We start from the raw sequence: 17,033 nt of genomic DNA, 5'->3' as shown, positions 1-17,033 counted from the left end.
ATTCGATGGACCTAGTGGATGTACTTCCAGCGCAAGAGGACCTTCTTCTCGAGAAGGTCGACGGCGGCGATGACGAGTACCGAGAAGACCGTGATGGCGAGTACGAGCCCGAAGATGCTCGGGGTGTCGTACTTGCCGACGGCGGTGTTGAGCATGTTGCCGAGCCCCGCCTTCGAGGCGATGATCTCGGCGAAGAGCGCGGCGACGAGCGCTGTTCCGGCTTCGATGCGCAGCGCGGCGACGATCGTCGGCGACGCAGACGGCAGGATGACCTTGGTCACGGTCTGCCACTGGCTCGCTCGGTTCACGCGTGCGATCTTCAGGTGGTTCGCGTCGACCTGCCGGATGCCTGCGAGCGTGTTGAACACGAACAGGAAGTAGCTGAACAGGAAGACGATCGCCACCTTGTGTTCGATCCCGATGCCGATGTAGAACGTCAGCAGCGGGATGATCGTGACCTTCGGCACCGCCATCGCGGCCGAGACGAAGGGCCGCAGGAACTGCTCGACCGCCCGCGACAGGCCCATGAGCACGCCGGTGCCCACGCCGAAGGCGAAGCCCAGCACGACGCCGAGCGTGGCCTCCCAGAGGGTCACGAGCAGGTTGCCGAACAGGTTCCCCTCGACCACCAGATCGGGGAAGGCCTCGACGATCTGCGTCGGCGATGCCAGGTAGAGCGTCTTCACGGTGCCCGAGTCGACCGCCCATTGCATGAGCGCGAGCCCCGCGGCCACGACGAGCAGTTGCGCGATCAGGATGCCGCTGCGCACGCGCCTCGGCCGTCGGCGTCGCCGGGTGGCGGCGGTGAGGGTCGCCGGTGATGCCGTGCCCTCGTGCGCCTCGGGTGCGACGCGCCCGGACCGCTCGCGAGCGCCCGTCGCAGGGTGCGGCGCCTGCACCGTGTCCGCGCTCATCTCGCGGCCTCCTCGCTCGCGAACCGGTTCGCCGGAACGGCGAGCCCGAGGTGCTCGCGGAAGGTCCCGCCGTCGTATTCGGTTCGGAACAGTCCGCGGCGCTGGAGCTCCGGCACGACCAGGCGGGTGAAGGCGTCGACGGATCCCGGCACGAAGTCGGGGAAGATGTTGAATCCGTCGGCGGCGCCCGACTCGAACCACAGCTGGAGGTGGTCGGCGACCTCGACCGGGTCGCCGACGACGACTGCGCCCTGCCGGGCGATGCCGTCGATGAGGTCGCGGTAGGTGATCCGCCCGCCGCCGTCATCGCCGTCATCGTCTTCACCGCCGAGGGTGCGTCGGGTGAGCACGGCGATGCGCGCGAGGATGCGCGATCCGTCGTCGTTCACCTCGTCGGCGATCGAGCTCGGCACCTCGTCGTCGAGCGCGTTGCCCGTGACGTCCACGCCGATGACCCGGCTCACCGAGGCCAGATTGCGCTTGAGCCCCTGACCGAGCCCGCCGAATCGCACGGAGTCGACCACCTCCTCTTCGGGGTCGAGCGGGAGCAGCGCGTTGAGTCGGTCGTAGACGACGACGGCCTCGGCCGCGGTCTCCGCGACGATCACGCTGAGGCCCGGGAGGATGAGCACCTCGTCGGGTCCCCTGCCGTGGCTCGCGGCCCTGGCCTTGATGTCGGCGTAGTACTCCTGCGCGTCCTCGAGGTTCGACTGCCCGGCGAACACGACGTCGGCCTCCCGACCGGCGAGTTCGCGCGAGCGCTCGGATGTGCCGGCGTGCAGGAGCACGACCTGCCCCTGCGGCGGGCGAACGACATTCAGCGGCCCCGCGACGCGGAAGTGCTCGCCCTCGTGATCGATCGAGTGCACGGCCGCGGGGTCGATGTAGCGGCCGCTCGCCTGATCGCGCACGAGCGCGCCGTCCTCCCAGCTGTCCCAGAGGTCGCGGACCACGTCGACGAACTCGTCGGCCCAGTCGTATCGGCGCTCGGCGTCCCAGTGCTCTGCGCGACTGAAGTTCGCGGCCGCCGCGGCGTCGGCACCCGTGACCAGGTTCCACGATGCCCTGCCGCGACTGAGGTGGTCGAGCGAGGCCGTGAGCCGGGCGATCGTGTAGGGGTCGGAGTACGTGGGGTTCGCGGTCACGACGATGCCGATCGACTCGGTGGCGGCGGCGATCGCGGCGGCGGCCGTGAAGGGTTCGAGACGACTCATCTGCGCCGGGTTGGTCGCGGCCAGCGCCGCGTCGGTGGCGAGGCGGTCGCCGAGGAAGAGGAAGTCGAACTTCGCCGCCTCGGCGATGCGCGTGACCTGTTGGATGAACCCGATGTCGTAGGCGCCGTCGGCCTTCGATCCCGGGTATCGCCAACCGGCGGTGTGCGTTCCGGTCGCCCAGAACATGAGGCCGAGGTGCAGTTGCCTGGTGCTGGTCATGTCGCGCTCCTCACGCTCCGGCCGCGATCGCGGCGGTGTCGGGGGTCTCGGTGGGGTCGGCGGCAGCCGTTGCCCAGGGGTTCGCCGGGCGGTCGAGGCCGAGGTGATCGCGAAGCGTCGTTCCCGAGTAGTCGCTCCGGAACAGCCCCCGTCGCTGCAGCTCAGGCACGACGAGGTCGACGAAGGCGTGCAGCTGCTCGACGAGGAAGGCCGACTGGATGTTGAATCCGTCGGAGGCTCCGGCCCTGAACCACTCCTCGATGTAGTCGGCGACCTCGGCGGCGCTGCCGACGACGAGGGGCCCCGTCACGATGTGCGCGTAGAGCAGGTCGCGCCACGTTGCGGGGTGTTCGCCGCCCACCGTGCGGCCGGTGCGACGCTCGACGGCGCCCGCCAGTTGCCGCCCGACGGGCGTGAACGCGTCGACGGCGTGCGCGGGCACCGCATGGTCGAGGTCGTGGCCGGTCGCGTCGTAGCCGAGGCGCTGCGACAGGGCACCGAGGTTGCGCAGTCCGGGCCCGTAGTCCTCACGCCGCCCGATCGTGTCGGCGGGCGCCCAGTGCTCGGGCTCCCGCCCGCCGAAACGGAGGTCGTCGTCGAGCGTGATGAGCGCGTTCAGCTCGTCGTAGATCCGGCGAGCACGCTCGGTGGTCTCGGCGACGATCGGGGTGAGCCCCGGCAGCACGGCGAGGTCGTCGGGGTTGCGCCCGAAGCCGAGCGCACGCCGGCGGATGTCCCCGCGATACGCGAGCCCCTGCTCGATCGTCGCGGCCGCGGCGAAGAGCACGTCGGCGTCTCGCGCGCCCAGATCGCGCGAACGGTCGGAGGTGCCCGCGTGCAGGATCACCGGGTGCCCCTGAGGAGGGCGGGCGACGTTCAACGGTCCGCGCACCTGGAAGGCCGTGCCGTCGTGGTCGAGTCGATGCACCTTCGTGCCGTCAACGAACGCGCCCGACTCCTTGTCGCGGATGAAGGCGTCGTCCTCCCAGCTGTCCCAGAGCGCTCGCACGACGGCGACGAACTCGTCGGCACGGTCGTAGCGCGTGTTCGCATCCCCGTGCTCGTCACGGGAGTAGTTGTCGGCCGCGCGCCCGTCGGCACCCGTCACGATGTTCCACGACGCACGTCCGTGCGAGATGTGGTCGAGTGAGGCGGTCAGCCGGGCGAGGTTGAACGGTTCCGAGTAGGTCGGGTTCGCCGTGACCACGAGGCCGATCCGGCTCGTCAGCGTCGCGAGGTAGGCGGCGGTCGTGAAGGGCTCGATACGAGCGATCACGGAGGTGTTCGTGAACTCGTACTCGACTCCCGTGGCCAACCGGTCGCCGAAGAAGAAGAAGTCGAACTTCGCGGCCTCGGCGATGCGCGCGAGCTCGACGATGTAGTCGGCATCGAACGCCCGGGCGTGCTCGGCGCCCGGGTAGCGCCAACCCGCCGGGTGCGTCCCGTTCGCCCAGTACATGTAGCCGAGGTGGAGCTGCCGGCCGGTCATGCCGCCGCCCCCGAACCCGTCGTGGCGGCGACGGCGCCGGTCTCGCGCCCCGGCGCTCCGCTCAGATCGCCGGGCAGGATGCTCGACAGCTCCTCGACCTCGGCGGCCGTCGGGCGCCAGGCCGCTGCGGCGACGTTCACGTCGAGCTGCTCCGGCCCGGTCACGCCGGCGATGACGCTCGAGACGCTCGAGTGCGCGAGCAGCCAGCCGATCGCGAGCGCGGTCTCGGTGACGCCGCGTTCGACGGCGAAGTCGCGATAGCGTTCGAGCGCCGCCCAGGGCGCCTGGTCGAACAGATGCGCCTTCAGGTTGGTGATCTTGGCGCCCACGGGCGCGGCATCCGCTCGGTACTTGCCGGTCAGCAGGCCGTTCTGCAACGGGAAGTACGGGAAGAAGCCGACCCCGTAGTGCTCGAGCGCCGGCAGGAGTTCGCCCTCGGGCTCGCGCCACAGCAGGCTGTACTCGTTCGTCGCCGAGATGAAACGCGTCGACCCCGCAGCCCGTGCGACGTGTTCGGCGTCGGCCACCTGCCAGGCCGCGAAGTTCGAGCTGCCCGCGTAGAGGATCTTGCCCTCGCGCACGAGGTCGTCGAGCGCGCCGAGGGTCTCCTCGATGGGCGTCGTGGGGTCGGGGAGGTGGATCTGGTAGAGGTCGAGATGGTCGGTGCGCAGGCGGCGCAGCGATCCCTCGACGGCCCGGCGGATGTATCGTCGCGACCCGCGGACACTCCAGTCGTCGCCGTTGAGTCCCCGAACGGGCACGCCGAACTTCGTCCCGATCACGACCTCGTCGCGGCGGGAACCGAGTGCGGCGCCGAGGATCGATTCGCTCTGCCCGGGGGTGTCGCCGTAGGCGTCGGCGACGTCGAAGTAGGTGATGCCGAGTTCGAGCGCACGTCCGACGATGGCGTCGGCGGCGCGCTGGCTGGTGGCCGCCATGCCTGTGCGACCGAAGGTGCTGGCGCCGACGCCGACCTCCGAGACCACGAGGCCCGAACGGCCGACGTTCCTGAATCCGTGCTGTGTCATGCCGGTGACGCTATGACGAGCGCAGGCCCGTGTGCAGGCCACGGTACGCGGCGGGTCATCGTCGTTCACAGTTCGTCAGGATCGACCGTCTCGCGGCGTCGAACCCGCCCTGAGAAGTCGGTGCGTGACCGCACACGATGACGAATCGTGGCGCGAAACGGGACTCGGTGATACCTTGCAGATCTAGGTATCTAACAGATCTAGGTATCCGCTTCCCGGCAGCTGGAATCCGGATCCACCCACGACACCGATCGGAGCACGCATGCGCATCGGCAAGGACCTCGTGGCCGCGGCCGCCACACCGGTGGTGCTCGGCATCCTCGCCGACGGCGAATCCTATGGCTACGCCATCCTGCAGCGCATCGCGGAGCTCTCGGGCGGCGAACTCGAATGGAGCGACGGCATGCTCTACCCCCTGCTGCACCGGCTCGAGCGACTCGGCCATGTGCATTCCGAGTGGCGGCAGTCGTCGGCCGGCCGGCCGCGCAAGCACTACCGGCTCAGCCCCCAGGGCGCCGAGATGCTCGCCGAGCAGCGCCGGCAGTGGTCGATCGTCGGCGGGGTGCTCGACCAGGTCTGGCCCGGCGGCCCCGACGACCGACAGCCGCGCATCGCACTCGGGCTGGCCTGAACGATGACGACGGAACAGCGTCCGCTCCTCGATGAGCTCATCGCATCCTGGCGCGACTGGATGGAGCGCCGCGATACCCTGAGCGTCAGGGATGTCGACGAACTCGAGTCCCACCTCCGCGACCGGATCGACGCCCTCGGCGCGGCCGGCCTCACCGATGACGAGGCGTTCCTCATCGCGGTCAAGCGACTCGGCAGCATGGACGAGCTCTCCCGGGAGTACGCCGCCGAGCACTCCGGCCGGCTCTGGAAGCAGCTGGTGCTCACCGAGACGGCGGGCATCGACGGCGTGGATGCCCCGGCCGGCATGCTCCCCTTCGCCCGACGGGCGAACGGCCTCCCCGTCGCCCTCGCACTCGGCGTCGGCGCCGGAATCGCCGTGAAGGCGACCGAGGTCCTCACCGGCGACCCCGAACTCGTCCTCCGGAACATCTCGGTGCTCGTGCTGCCGTTCCTCGCGGGCTGGTTCGCCTGGCGGCGCCGCCCGCCGCTCACCACGCTCGTCGGCATCGCCGCGGTGTTCGCCGTGGTCGCGCTCGCGCTGAACCTCTATCCGTTCGTCGGCGGGTCGTCGAACGTCACGGTGGCGACGCAGAACTCCGCGACCGCCGTGCTCGCGACGATCGGGGCGATCGTCGCCCTCTGGTTCGTCACCGGCGTCGTCGATGCCGGGGGCGTCTGGCGCAGCGACCGCACGCGCATGGACTTCCTGCGGTTCAGCGGCGAGTGGCTCGTCTACTACGTGCTCATCGCGCTCGTCGGCGGCGCGCTGAGCGGACTGACGGTCGCGGTCTTCGCCTCGATCGGGATCGACGTGATGCCGTTCGTCGGGGAGTGGGTGCTGCCGTGCGGCGCGGCGGGCGCGGTGCTCGTCTCGGCCTGGCTGGTGGGTGCGAAGCAGCGCGTCATCGAGAACATCGCCCCGGTGCTCACCAAGGTGTTCACCCCGCTCTTCACGCTCATGATGCTCGCCCTCATCATCGCGGCCGTCATGCAGTGGAACCTCGTCGACGGCAGTCGCGACCTCCTCATCGCGTTCGACCTCGTGCTGGTGGTCGCGGTCGCCCTCCTCGTGTACTCGATCTCCGCACGCGATCCCGGCCTGCCGCCGGGATGGTTCGACCGGCTGCAGGTGCTCATGCTCACGGCTGCGCTCGTCGTCGATCTCGTGGTGCTCGTCGCGATGGTCGTCCGCACGGGAGAGTTCGGGTGGAGCGCGAACAAGACGGCCTCGCTCGGGCTGAACCTCATCCTGCTCGCGAGCCTCGCCTGGGCCGCCTGGCTGCATCTGGGCTTCGTGCAACGGCGCGTGCCGTTCGGCGTCGTCGAACGCTGGCAGACCGGCTACCTTCCGGTCTACGTCGGCTGGGCGGCGATCATCGTGTTCGCCTTCCCGCCGCTGTTCGGCTTCGTGTGACCGGCGGCGCGTCCGGCTCCCGGCGGGCATCCTGACGCGAATTCCAGACGGACTGTCGGGCGGGCGCCGCCCGCCCGCTGGTTTGTCCCGTTCACCCCCGCTCGCATTGCGCGCACCGGGCCGCACGGATTGAATGGGCCTTCCTGCGTGATGGTGCGCGGGTGAACAGAGAGGTGCCAGCAGTGACGACGGCAATGACCACCGAGGCGGGGGCGACCACCACCGCATCGCCCGATGCAGAGGCTCCCGGAACGGTCGTCATCGACGCCGTCACCAAGCGCTACGGCGATTCGACGGCGGTCGACCGGCTCTCGCTCACGATCGAGGCCGGAGAGTTCATCTCGCTGCTCGGCCCGTCGGGCTGCGGCAAGACCACGACGCTTCGCATGATCGCGGGCTTCGAGGAGCCCGATGCCGGCGACATCCGCGTCTCGGGTCGGTCCCTGCTCGGCGTGCCGCCGTATCGCCGCGACGTCAACACCGTGTTCCAGGCGTACGCGCTCTTCCCGCACATGTCGGTGGCCGAGAACGTGGCCTACGGACTGCAGCAGAAGCGCACCCCGAAGTCCGAGATCCGCGATCGGGTCGTCGACGCACTCGACCTCGCCCAGATGCGCGGCTTCGCCGACCGCAAGCCGACGCAGCTCTCGGGCGGCCAGCAGCAGCGCGTCGCGCTCGCCCGCGCCCTCGTCAACCGTCCATCGGTGCTGCTCCTCGATGAACCGCTCGGCGCACTCGACCGGCAGCTGCGAGAGGAGATGCAGCTCGAACTGAAGCTCCTGCAGTCTCGTCTCGGCATCACCTTCGTCTTCGTCACCCACGACCAGGGCGAGGCGCTCTCGATGAGCGATCGCATCGCGATCATGCGCGGCGGCCGCATCGAGCAGCTCGCCGACGCCGACACGGTCTACGCCCGACCCGCCTCGGCCTACGTCGCCGCCTTCGTGGGTCAGCAGAACTTCTTCAGCGGCACGGTCGTCGAGGGCGGCGCCACCGTCGACTCGGCCCACGCCCTCGTGCGCGGCGCCGCCGCCGCGCTTCCCGACGGCGGCGCCGGCCTCGCCGCCGTGCGTCCCGAGTTCGTGCGCATCGAAGCGGATGCCGCGGCCGATGCATCCGGTGCCGGGAACACCGCCCGTGGCACACTGATCGGCGTCTCGCACCTCGGCGAGACGATGCAGTACCTCGTGCAGCTCGGCGACGACCAGAGCCTCATCGCGCGCCGCCCCTCTCCCGAGGCGCCGCAGCTCGCCATCGGCGACGCGGTCGTCTGCTCGTGGCGAGCCGAGAGCGTGCTCCTCTTCCCGGCCGACGATGCGGCGAGCGCGAGCGGCTACGTCGCCCCGCCGACCGTCTGAGCTCGAGGAGTCACGATGTCGTCCGAAGAGATCCGCATCCTCGCGCCCGCCGGCGCGGCCAAGACCATCCGCCGCGAGCTCTCGCGGCGCCGCTTCCTGAGCTTCGCCGCCGTGGCGAGCTCGGCCGGGCTGCTCTCGGCGTGCGCGCCCGGCGGGTCGCCCACCTCCGCCCAGGCCTCGGGCGGCCCGCTCGAGGCCGAGCTCTCGATCTACACGTGGGGCGACTACGACGCCCCCGACGTGCTCGACGCCTTCACCGCCGACCTCGGTCCGAAGATCTCGCTGAGCGCCTTCAACTCCAACGAGGAGATGGTGGCCAAGCTCGTCGGCGCGCGCGGCACGAGCGGCTACGACATCGTCGTGCCGACCGGCACCTTCGTCGCGCAGATGGCCGAGCACGGGCTGTTGTCGAAGCTCGACCACGACCTGATCCCGAACCTGCGGCACGTCGACCCCGCGTTCCTCGGCCGCACCTGGGATCCCCGCAACGAGTACTCGATCTGCAAGGCCTGGGGCACGACCGGCTTCGTCTACGACGTCACCGCCTTCGACCGCGAGCTGAAGGACTGGAACGACTTCATCGACGCGGCGCAGAACGAGGCGAGCGGCAAGACCTCACTCCTCGACGACCCCGCCGAGCTCACCGGGCTGTACTTCTGGGCGAACGGCATCCCGTGGAACACGACCGATGCGGCCGACCTCGACGCCGCAGAGGCGTTCCTCGTCGACGAGCTCGCGCCGCACATCTCGGCCTTCGACTCGTACCCCGGCGGCAGCGCCATCCCCCAGGCGACGCAGATGCTCATGCAGTCCTACAACGGCGACGCCCGACTCGGCATGCTCGAGAGCCCCGATCCCGACCGGTGGAAGTTCGTTCTGGGCTCGCCGGCGACCGAGATCTGGATGGACAACTGGGCGATCGCCGCTGGGGCACCGAACCCCGAGGCGGCGCACGCGTTCATCGACTACGTGCTCGCGCCCGAGAACGCGCTCGCCGAGCTCGACTACATCGGCTACGACACCGGCGCGAAGGGCATCGAACAGGTGGCGGCCGATGCCGGCCTGCCGATGCTCGACCTCGTCTTCTTCACCCCCGAGCAGCTCGCGACCATGCACGAGGGCGAGCTGACCGAGGCGCAGGAGCGCATCGTGCAGATCTGGAACTCGACGAAGGCGGCGGCTGGTGCGTAGACGACTCCCCGGATTCCTCCTCGCCGCGCCCGCGTGGGCGTGGCTCGCGATCTTCTTCGTCGCGCCCGTGGCGATGGTCGTGTGGTTCAGCTTCGGCTACAAGCCGAGCATCTTCGCCACCCAGGCCACCGACCGGCTGTCGTTCGACCGCTACGCCGAGGTCTTCAGCCCGACCTTCTTCTCGACCTTCCAGAACACGCTCTGGGTCGGCGTCGTCGGCACCCTGCTCTGCTTCCTGATCGGGCTGCCGGTCGCGTACTGGATGGCCGTGAAGGCGCCGCCGTCCCGTCGCGGACTCCTCGTCGCCCTCGTGATGGTGCCGTTCTGGACGAACTTCCTGGTGCGCACGATCGGCTGGCAGGTCATCCTCTCGCCAGAGGGGTGGATCTCGACGGCGCTCCAGAGCGTCGGCTTCGAGCCGCTCGCGATCCTGAACACCCGCGGCGCGGTGCTCCTCGGCGTCGTCTACAACTACCTGCCGCTCATGATCCTGCCGCTGTTCGTGGCGTTCGATCGGGTCAACGGCCCGCTCCGCGAGGCGTCGAAGGACCTCGGCGCCGGCAAGTGGACGACCTTCTTCCGCATCACCCTGCCGCTCGCCCAGCCCGGCATCATCGCGGGCGTGCTGCTCGTCTACATTCCGCTCATGGGCGACTACATCACCGCGACGGTGCTCGGCGGCGCGAAGGGGAACATGGTCGGCCAGCTCGTCGCGAGCCAGTTCCAGACCGCGCAGAACTGGGCGCTCGGCTCCGCCATGGCGGTCGTGCTGATCATCGTGATCATGCTCACGGTCGCGATCGGTGCGGCCGTCGTGTGGCTCGCCACATGGCCCGTCAGGGCGAGCCACCGGCTCGTCATCGGTGCACCGGCGACGGCGCCGGTGCCCGCTTCCGCTTCGAATCGCGAGGAGGTCGCGGCATGAGTGCTCGAGAGGCGCAGCGACAGGTACGGCGGCCGCGCACGGCATGGTCGGATGTCGCGTTCAACGTGTGGGGCGTCCTGGTGCTGGTCTTCCTGTTCGCCCCCATCGCGGTCATCATCGTCTCGTCGTTCAACGTGGGGCGGCTGCTCGTCTCGTGGGACCACTTCGGGTTCGATTCGTTCCTCGCGCTGCTCGCGAAGCCCGCGATCCAGGACGCTGTCTGGATCTCGGTGCAGACGGGCTTCATCGCAGCGCTCGCCGCCACGGTGCTCGGCACGCTCGCGGGCATCGCGATGGCGCGGCATCCGGGCAAGTGGGTGTGGTGGTTCATGGGACTGCTGCTGCTCGTCTCGGTCACGCCCGAGATCGTCGACGCCGTCGCCCTGCTGCCGTGGATGGTCTTCCTCGGGCAGGATCTCGGCATGGCGATCTTCAACGACGGCATCGTGCGCCTCGTGATCGGCCACTCGCTGTTCTCGATCACGGTCGTCTCGTATCTCGTGCGAGCGCGGCTCGTCGGCCAGGAGGCGCAGCTCGAAGAGGCGTCGGCCGATCTCTACGCGACGCCGACCCGCACGTTCCGCAAGGTCACCCTGCCGCTCGCGATGCCCGCGGTGCTCGCCGGCTTCCTGCTGTCGTTCACACTCAGCCTCGACAACACGGTCATCGCCGCGTTCGTCTCGGTCTCGGGCTCGACGCCATGGCCGGTGTATGTCCTGAGCGCCCTCCGCAGCGGCCTCCGGCCCGAGATCGCGGCCGTCTCGACGATCATGCTGGTGCTCACGCTCATCGCGCTCGGCCTCGTCGCGTACGTGCTCCGTCGCGCCGGCGACTCCGCCGCCGACATCGCCCGCACCATGGCCGGAAACTAGGGCAGCACACGGAACAGGGGCGGGAGCACAGCTCCCGCCCCTGTCGTGTCAGTGCTGCTCGTGCGCGGCTAGCCGATCGCCGAGCAGACGCCGACGAGGTCCGTCATGGACGTCTGCAGCGCCGCGGCCTGCTCGCTGATCTTCGTCATGTCGACGCTGGCCGGGTCGGTGGTGATGGCGGTGATGAGCTCGGAGTAGGCGGTCACGGCGTCGGCCGCGCCGACTGCGACCGGCGAGACCTCTTCGTTCGAGATCCGGCCCGATGCCTCGGTGAGCGAGGTCTTGACCGAGTCGAAGGCGGCGAGTGCCGCGCCGGCGTCGCTCATGTCGACGGTCGTCAGGCCGGTGAGCTCCTCCATGCTGGTCTTGACGATCTCGCACGCCTCGTCCTTGGTCTGGCCCGCCTCGGCCTCGGGCTCGGGCTTCGTGGTCGCAGCCGATGCCTCGCCCTTGGTGTTCTCGTCGGCAGCGGTGCCCGTGGCGGCGCAGCCCGTGAAGAGCAGGGCGAGCACGGCGAGCGAGCCGGCGGCGATCAGGCGTGTTGACGTCATGTTGTGTGGTTCCCCTTCGGATTCGGGTCGATCCGACCCCGGGACATCCAACCAGTCATCGCACGCCCTCGCGATGGGGAGCGCTCCCCATCGAGGTGCCGGGGAGCGATCAGGGCTGACGGGCGTCGGATGCCTCGACGGGGGCGAGCCGCTCGTGGAGGAACGCGAACATCAGCTCGCGCTCCTCGAATGCGCGGTTCGGCGGGTCATCGCGCACCCCACCGGTGAGCACCGAGTGAGCGCTCGCGGGCGTGCCGTCGATGCTGTCGGACCCCGAGGGGATGCGCACGATCCTCACCGCACGACCGAGGTGACGCTCGAGGGTGGCGAGCCTCGCGTCGCCCGACGCGCGATCCCGCGTGAATCGGAGCCCGAGCACGCATGGCGCCGAGTCGCCGCGCGAGGCGCGGTATCCGTCGAGGACCTTCCCCGGCACGCCGATGCTGCGCGCCCTCGAGGGGCTCACGGCGAACGGGGCCGCAGGCTGGCTGACCACCGTGGCCATGATGTCGTCGGTCGTCACCGCGGTCGCGATCGCGAACCCGCCGGTGAAGCACATGCCGACGACGCCGACCCCTCTTCCGGGCGTTCGCGCGGCGAGCTCGCGCGCCACGAGCCGGAGGAAGTCGGTGACCTGGCCTCTGAGGTCGAGCGAGAACGCGCGGAACTCGGCCATGACGCAGAGCTTCGCGACCGCCGCGGCCTGCCCGAGCGCGCCCGGCCGACGACCCGGCGTCCCGAACAGCGACGGCATGACCACGGTGAACCCGTGCTCGACGAGCAGGTCGCCGAGCGCGATCGTGCCGGGCATGATGCCGGGGATCTCGGGCAGCAGGATGACGCCCGGACCGTCGCCGCGCTCGAGGCATTCGACCGCGAGGGTTCCGTCCGAGACCATCGTTCGCCGCCATCGGCTGAGTGCAGGCACCGCGTCGAGGTCGGTCATCGGCTGCTCCGCTCGGTCGGTTGCGGACAGCATAGAACCGGAGCAGCGTGCCGCGACAGAGGAACACCCGCTCCACCGGCGAATGGGCTAGCGTGACTCGCGTGACCCGGACGCTCGTCATCATCGACATTCAGAACGACTACTTCGCAGGTGGCGCGCACCCGCTCGTCGGCCCCGATGCCGCCGCCGCCAACGCCGCACGCCTGCTCGCCTCGCATCGCGAGGACGGCCAGCCCGTCGTGCACGTGCAGCACGTGTGGGATGCCCCCGATGCCGAGTTCTTCGCACCCGGAACGCACGGCGTCGAGATCCACCCGCTCGTCGCCCCGACGGGCGGCGAACCCGTCGTGGTCAAGGCGCAGCCGAACGCCTTCCTCGGCACCGACCTCGACGCACGACTCCGCGAGGCCGGAGCCGATGCCGACGGCGTCGTGATCGTCGGCATGATGTCGAGCATGTGCGTCGACGCGACCGTGCGCGCTGCTGCCGACGCGGGCTACTCGGTGACCGTCGCGCACGACGCGTGCGCCGCGCCAGACCTCGTGTTCGGCGAGATCGTGGTGCCCGCCGCGCAGGTGCACGCCTCGTTCATGGCGGCGCTCGGCGACAGCTACGCCGAGGTCGTCTCGACCGACGAACTCCTCGCGGGCAGCTGACCCCCACCGGCGACCACGCCGCGACGCCGCGCAGAACGGCAGAATTTCCTTCGAGACATCCGCTGAAGCTCGCCGTTTCGGCGTCGCACGCGCGGCACGTGCAGAACTCTTGCAGTTCTTCCGTTTGTGGCATCGGCTGTCGCGTGTCACCATCGAAGGCATGATCACCGCGGATCGCAGCGCGAACCCCTCCCCCGACCTCGCAGAGTCGAGCGCCGAAGAGGTCGACGCGCTCACGCTCGGTCGCCGCATCCGCGACCGTCGCACCGCCCGCGGCATGACCCTCGGCGAGCTCGCCGCCGCGATCGACCGTGCACCGTCGCAGGTCTCCGCGATCGAGAACGGCAAGCGCGAGCCGAGGCTCTCGATGCTGCGCACGATCGCCCTCGCACTCGGCACGAGCGTCGACGAACTGCTGCGAGCGGATGCCCCTTCGGAGCGCGCCGCCCTCGAGATCGCCGTCGAGCGCGCCCAGCGGGGGCCGGTGTTCGCGGCGCTCGGGCTGCCGTCGTTCCGCGTCGCGAAGGGCATGAACGACCAGACGCTGCAGACGATCCTGAGCCTGCACAACGAGATCGACCGCCTGCACCGCGAACGCGCGGCGACGCCTGAAGAGGCGCGTCGCGCCAACGCCGAACTGCGCGCCGAGATGCGCGCCCGCGACAACTTCTACCCCGAGCTCGAGGCGAAGGCCGCCGAGCTGCTCGAAGCCGTCGGCCACACCGGCGGACCGGTGTCGCACCAGCTGGTCGCCGACATGGCGAGCCACCTCGGCTACTCGCTGCACTACGTGGGCGACCTGCCCCATTCCACCCGATCGGTGACCGACAAGCGCAACGGCCGCATCTACCTTCCGACCCAGCAGTCGCCGTCGCGCGACTCCCGCTCGCCGATCCTGCAGGCGCTCGCGAGCCACCTGCTCGGCCACGAGGAGCCTCGCGGCTACCCCGACTTCCTGCGCCAGCGCATCGAGACGAACTACCTGACGGCTGCGATCCTGCTGCCCGAGCAGGCCGCCGTGCGCTTCCTCACCGAGGCGAAGAACCTGCGCCGCATCTCAATGGAGGAGCTGCGCGACGCGTTCGCCGTCTCGTACGAGACGGCCGCGCACCGGTTCACGAACCTCGCGACGGCGCGGCTCGGCATCCCCGTGCACTTCACGAAGGTGCACGAGTCGGGCACGATCATCAAGGCCTACGAGAACGACCGGGTGCGCTTCCCCTCCGATGCGCTCGGCGCGATCGAGGGCACGACGATGTGCCGCAACTGGACGGCACGCACCGTCTTCGACGTCGAGGACCGCTTCAGCCCCTGGTACCAGTACACCGACACCCCGTCGGGCACCTTCTGGTGCACCTCGCGCATCGAGAAGGCCAAGGAGGGCGAGTACTCGGTCTCGGTCGGCGTGCCCTTCGAGCACGTGAAGTGGTTCCGCGGGCGCGAGACACCGCATCGTGCGGTGTCGCGATGCCCCGACCCAGCCTGCTGCCAGGCGCCGACCGGGCTCGCCGATCGATGGGCGGATGCCTCGTGGCCCGCCGCCCGCACCCCGACGTCGCTGCTCGCCGCCCTGCCGACCGGCACGTTCCCCGGGGTCGACCAGACCGAGGTGTACCAGTTCCTCGAGGCGCACTCGCCGAGCTGAGCGGTCGCCGGCTGCGTCGCGTGCGGTGCCGCCCCGCTGCCGCGAGTCCGGCCAGCGTGTCCGGCCGCGGGCGGATGTCGAGACACGACGAACTGGCGCACGTGCATGCCTCGCGGAAGGATGGATGCACCACAACCGCATCGGAGTGATACCCGTGGGCACCACCGTCTTCGAACGACACCAGCCGCCGGCATCCGTCATCGCCCATTCGCTCGAGAACACCGCCCGGTCGGTGTTCTGGCTCGACGACCTGCCCGAGGGGGCTGTGGGCGGTCGCCCGAAGCTCGCCGGCGACCACGTCGCCGACCTCGTCATCGTCGGCGGCGGGTACACGGGCCTCTGGTCGGCGGTGCTCGCCAAGCGTCGCAACCCGGGCGCGCGCATCGTGCTCGTCGAGGCGAAGAGCATCGGCTGGGCGGCATCCGGTCGCAATGGCGGCTTCTGCGAGGCGAGCCTCACGCACGGCGACGAGAACGGCCGGGCCCGCTGGCCGAAGGAGATGCCGACACTGCATCGCCTCGGCATGGAGAACCTCGACGCGATCGGGGCTGCCGAGGCCGAGTACGGCATGGACTTCCACTTCGAGCGCACCGGCATGCTCGCACCGGCGATCGAGGAGCACCAGGTCGAGTGGCTGCGCGAGTGGCATGCGGAGTCCGTGAAGCACGGCGAAGAGGGCGTCGTCTTCCTCGACCAGGAGGCTGCGCAGGCCTCGGTCGCCTCTCCGACCTACCTCGCCGCCATCTGGGAGCAGCGCACGAACGCGATGGTGCACCCCGCGCGACTCGCGTCCGAGCTCGCCCGCGTCGCCGAAGAGCTCGGCGTCGAGATCTTCGAGCACTCCCCCGTCAAGCGCATCGACACCCCCGGCTCGACCGGTGCCGTCTCGGTCGTCACCGAGGGCGGCCGAGTCGATGCCGCGCACGCGGTGCTCGCGACGAACGTGTTCCCGTCGCTCCTGAAGCGCAACCGCCTCATGACCGTGCCCGTCTACGACTACGTGCTCATGACCGAGCCGCTGTCGCAGCAGCAGCTGGCCGACATCGGCTGGAAGGACCGCCAGGGCATCGGCGACATGGCGAACCAGTTCCACTACTACCGTCTGTCGAAGGACAACCGCATCCTGTTCGGCGGCTACGACGCGATCTACAACTACGGTCGCAAGGTGCGCTCGGAGTACGAGAACCGCCCCGAGAGTTGGCAGAAGCTCGCGAGCCACTTCTTCACGACCTTCCCCCAACTCGAGGGCCTGCAGTTCAGCCACCAGTGGGCGGGCGCGATCGACACGAGCACCCAGTTCACGGCGTTCTTCGGCACGGCTCGCGACAACCGCGTCGCGTATGCCGCGGGCTTCACCGGTCTCGGCGTCGGGTCGACCCGCTTCGCGGCCGAGGTCATGCTCGACCTGCTCGAGGGCCGCGACAACGAGCGCACGCAGCTCGAGATGGTGCGGAAGCGCCCATTGCCCTTCCCTCCCGAGCCCGCCGCCTCGATGGGCATCAACGCGACCCGCTGGTCGCTGAACCGCGCCGACCACAACCGGGGCAAGCGCAACCTGCTGCTGAAGACCCTCGACGCACTCGGACTGGGGTTCGACTCATGAGCGACGAACTCCGGCTGCTGGCCGGCGCGCTGACGGATGCTCCGGGGCTCGAGCTCGAGCACGAACCCGTGCCCGCCGACCAGGTCGTCGCCGGGGCGCCCACCACCGGCTACCTCGCGCTCGACTCGTCGGACGCCGGCGAGATCGGCGTGTGGGAGATGACGCCCGGTGCGATGCGCGACGTCGAGGTCGACGAGGTCTTCGTCGTGCTCTCGGGTGCCGCGACCGTCGAGTTCGAGACGGCGCCCGTCGGGCGCGCCCACCTCGACCCCATCATCCTCGCCCCGGGTGCCGTCGTGCGCCTCGAGGCCGGCATGAAGACGATCTGGACGGTGCGCGAGACGCTCCGCAAGGTATTCATCTCGCGCTGAGGCG

Annotated in this window: 16 protein-coding genes; 10 read left to right on the top strand and 6 right to left on the bottom strand. The window is 69.9% G+C overall.

Features of this window, described 5'->3' with window-relative positions:
- Positions 1–11: 11 nt before the first annotated feature.
- Genes ACFTQE_RS07970 through ACFTQE_RS07955 form a run of 4 tightly spaced genes read right to left on the bottom strand, consistent with a single transcriptional unit; the run spans position 12 to position 4,864 of the window.
- A complete protein-coding gene (locus ACFTQE_RS07970; protein WP_376924540.1) occupies positions 12–914 on the bottom strand; it encodes an ABC transporter permease in 903 nt (300 codons plus the stop codon).
- Positions 911–2,347 carry an NtaA/DmoA family FMN-dependent monooxygenase gene (locus ACFTQE_RS07965; protein ID WP_376924539.1) on the bottom strand — a complete coding sequence of 479 codons (1,437 nt, stop codon included), beginning with the start codon at positions 2,345–2,347 and terminating at the stop codon, positions 911–913. The genes ACFTQE_RS07970 and ACFTQE_RS07965 overlap by 4 nt, the downstream gene beginning before the upstream one ends.
- 10 nt (positions 2,348–2,357) lie before the next feature.
- Positions 2,358–3,836, bottom strand: a complete 1,479-nt coding sequence (locus ACFTQE_RS07960; RefSeq protein WP_376924538.1) for an NtaA/DmoA family FMN-dependent monooxygenase — start codon at positions 3,834–3,836, stop codon at positions 2,358–2,360.
- Entirely contained in the window at positions 3,833–4,864 is a 1,032-nt protein-coding gene (locus ACFTQE_RS07955; RefSeq protein WP_376924537.1) for an aldo/keto reductase, read from the bottom strand. Before ACFTQE_RS07955 ends, ACFTQE_RS07960 begins: the two co-directional genes overlap by 4 nt.
- Positions 4,865–5,126: 262 nt before the next feature.
- Between ACFTQE_RS07955 and ACFTQE_RS07950 the strand changes: the two genes are divergently transcribed.
- From ACFTQE_RS07950 to ACFTQE_RS07925, 6 genes are all read left to right on the top strand, one after another.
- Entirely contained in the window at positions 5,127–5,495 is a 369-nt protein-coding gene (locus tag ACFTQE_RS07950) for a PadR family transcriptional regulator (RefSeq protein WP_376924536.1), read from the top strand.
- 3 nt (positions 5,496–5,498) lie between these two features.
- The gene (locus ACFTQE_RS07945; protein ID WP_376924535.1) at positions 5,499–6,911 is read left to right on the top strand and encodes a permease prefix domain 1-containing protein; all 1,413 of its coding nucleotides are present in this window, start codon (positions 5,499–5,501) and stop codon (positions 6,909–6,911) included.
- Positions 6,912–7,105: 194 nt separating this feature from the next.
- Positions 7,106–8,269, top strand: coding sequence for an ABC transporter ATP-binding protein (locus tag ACFTQE_RS07940; protein ID WP_376924559.1), 1,164 nt, complete (start codon positions 7,106–7,108; stop codon positions 8,267–8,269).
- A 15-nt stretch (positions 8,270–8,284) separates the two neighbouring features.
- A complete protein-coding gene (locus ACFTQE_RS07935; protein ID WP_376924534.1) occupies positions 8,285–9,460 on the top strand; it encodes a spermidine/putrescine ABC transporter substrate-binding protein in 1,176 nt (391 codons plus the stop codon).
- Positions 9,453–10,385, top strand: a complete 933-nt coding sequence (locus ACFTQE_RS07930; protein WP_376924533.1) for an ABC transporter permease — start codon at positions 9,453–9,455, stop codon at positions 10,383–10,385. Before ACFTQE_RS07935 ends, ACFTQE_RS07930 begins: the two co-directional genes overlap by 8 nt.
- Complete coding sequence (locus tag ACFTQE_RS07925; RefSeq protein WP_375837900.1) at positions 10,382–11,257, top strand: ABC transporter permease; 876 nt, start codon at positions 10,382–10,384, stop codon at positions 11,255–11,257. Before ACFTQE_RS07930 ends, ACFTQE_RS07925 begins: the two co-directional genes overlap by 4 nt.
- A gap of 68 nt (positions 11,258–11,325) precedes the next feature.
- Here the strand turns inward: ACFTQE_RS07925 and ACFTQE_RS07920 are convergent, their stop codons facing one another.
- Positions 11,326–11,808 carry a hypothetical protein gene (locus tag ACFTQE_RS07920; protein WP_376924532.1) on the bottom strand — a complete coding sequence of 161 codons (483 nt, stop codon included), beginning with the start codon at positions 11,806–11,808 and terminating at the stop codon, positions 11,326–11,328.
- Between the two features lie 109 nt (positions 11,809–11,917).
- Positions 11,918–12,754: a dienelactone hydrolase family protein gene (locus tag ACFTQE_RS07915; RefSeq protein ID WP_376924531.1), complete on the bottom strand. Its 837-nt coding sequence runs from the start codon at positions 12,752–12,754 to the stop codon at positions 11,918–11,920.
- Positions 12,755–12,855: 101 nt separating this feature from the next.
- Here ACFTQE_RS07915 and ACFTQE_RS07910 point away from each other — a divergent pair, with 101 nt between their 5' ends.
- From ACFTQE_RS07910 to ACFTQE_RS07895, 4 genes are all read left to right on the top strand, one after another.
- A complete protein-coding gene (locus ACFTQE_RS07910) occupies positions 12,856–13,410 on the top strand; it encodes a cysteine hydrolase family protein (protein ID WP_376924530.1) in 555 nt (184 codons plus the stop codon).
- Positions 13,411–13,570: 160 nt separating this feature from the next.
- A complete protein-coding gene (locus ACFTQE_RS07905; RefSeq protein ID WP_376924529.1) occupies positions 13,571–15,055 on the top strand; it encodes a helix-turn-helix domain-containing protein in 1,485 nt (494 codons plus the stop codon).
- A 154-nt stretch (positions 15,056–15,209) separates the two neighbouring features.
- Positions 15,210–16,658 carry an NAD(P)/FAD-dependent oxidoreductase gene (locus ACFTQE_RS07900; protein WP_376924528.1) on the top strand — a complete coding sequence of 483 codons (1,449 nt, stop codon included), beginning with the start codon at positions 15,210–15,212 and terminating at the stop codon, positions 16,656–16,658.
- On the top strand, positions 16,655–17,029 hold the full coding sequence (locus tag ACFTQE_RS07895) for a cupin domain-containing protein (protein WP_376924527.1): 375 nt from the start codon (positions 16,655–16,657) through the stop codon (positions 17,027–17,029). Before ACFTQE_RS07900 ends, ACFTQE_RS07895 begins: the two co-directional genes overlap by 4 nt.
- Positions 17,030–17,033 lie beyond the last annotated feature (4 nt).

The sequence above is a fragment of the Agromyces sp. NPDC056965 genome (assembly GCF_042673425.1).
GTDB lineage: Bacteria > Actinomycetota > Actinomycetes > Actinomycetales > Microbacteriaceae > Agromyces.
This window is presented reverse-complemented; position numbering and strand designations above follow the sequence as displayed.